We start from the raw sequence: 1,018 nt of genomic DNA, 5'->3' as shown, positions 1-1,018 counted from the left end.
GAACATGTCCAAAGCGCCACCGCTGAAGATGTGGTGAAGATGAAAGAACTTGATGTAGCAGGATCCTTTTTCATCAATCATGTATATTTTTGGGGAGACAGGCATAAACAAATTTTCTTAGGACCAGAGCGGGGAAGGCGTATTAGCCCTTTAGCTGAGGCTGTAGCTCATAATTTACTGTTTACCCTGCATTCTGATTGTCCAATTACTCCAATCTCACCGCTGTTTTCTGTGTGGGTAGCAGTAAACCGAATAACGAGAGAGGGCCATGTTTTAGGCCAAGAGCAGCGTATTGATGTCGAAACTGCATTAAAGTCCATGACTATTTATGGAGCAAAACTAAATTTTGATGAAGCGTGTTCAGGAAGCATCGAAATTGGAAAACATGCAGACTTTGCCATTCTCGAGGCTGATCCTACAGCCATTCATCCGGAAGAAATTAAGGACATTTCAGTTCTGGCTACTTTTATTGATGGAAAACCAGTATATGGTCAAGAAACTGTAAGGACTTCTTAACTTTTTATTGCATCTTTAAAAGGCGTTAACAATTGAGCTTAATGTTAAAAATATCAACATCTATAATTATTTGAAGAGTGCGTCATTCTAATTTCCCTTCCATAATATAAATTCTGATCCTAGAAATAATAGAGGAAAACTACTGATTAATAAAAAAGGGTTGATGCCCATTATCGTTTAAATATTTAGCCTCGTTATTAGTAAAATAGTTTTAAAGTCCATTTTCCTGTTGCCCTTAACTAAAGGACTTGTGATGTGAAAATTAATAATTTACTAAGGAGGCTATGCAAGTGAACAAATTAACATACGTTCAAAATCCAAAAATGATTTTGATATTACTTTTTGTAGGTAATTTGTTCTCGGCAATGGATCGTTTTGTCATTAACTATGGGATTGTCCATATTTCCGATGACCTTCAATTGAGCGCATCCTCAACAGGTATGATATTAAGCGTCTTTTTTTTAGGTTATGCGATTATGCAGATTCCCGGCGGGTGGATGGC

2 protein-coding genes are annotated in these 1,018 nt (G+C 37.0%); both read left to right on the top strand.

Annotated elements, in window-relative coordinates; all coding sequences use genetic code 11:
- On the top strand, positions 1-516 hold a 516-nt coding region (locus tag AC1DUW_RS30335; RefSeq protein ID WP_477644375.1), incomplete at its 5' end, for an amidohydrolase family protein.
- A gap of 290 nt (positions 517-806) precedes the next feature.
- Positions 807-1,018 (top strand): MFS transporter (locus AC1DUW_RS30330; protein ID WP_477644374.1); only part of this gene is annotated, 212 nt, incomplete at its 3' end.

This window comes from Peribacillus sp. P4_C12, assembly GCF_056402095.1.
The sequence above is the reverse complement of the archived record's forward strand: the minus strand, read 5'-3'. Positions and strand labels throughout refer to the sequence as shown.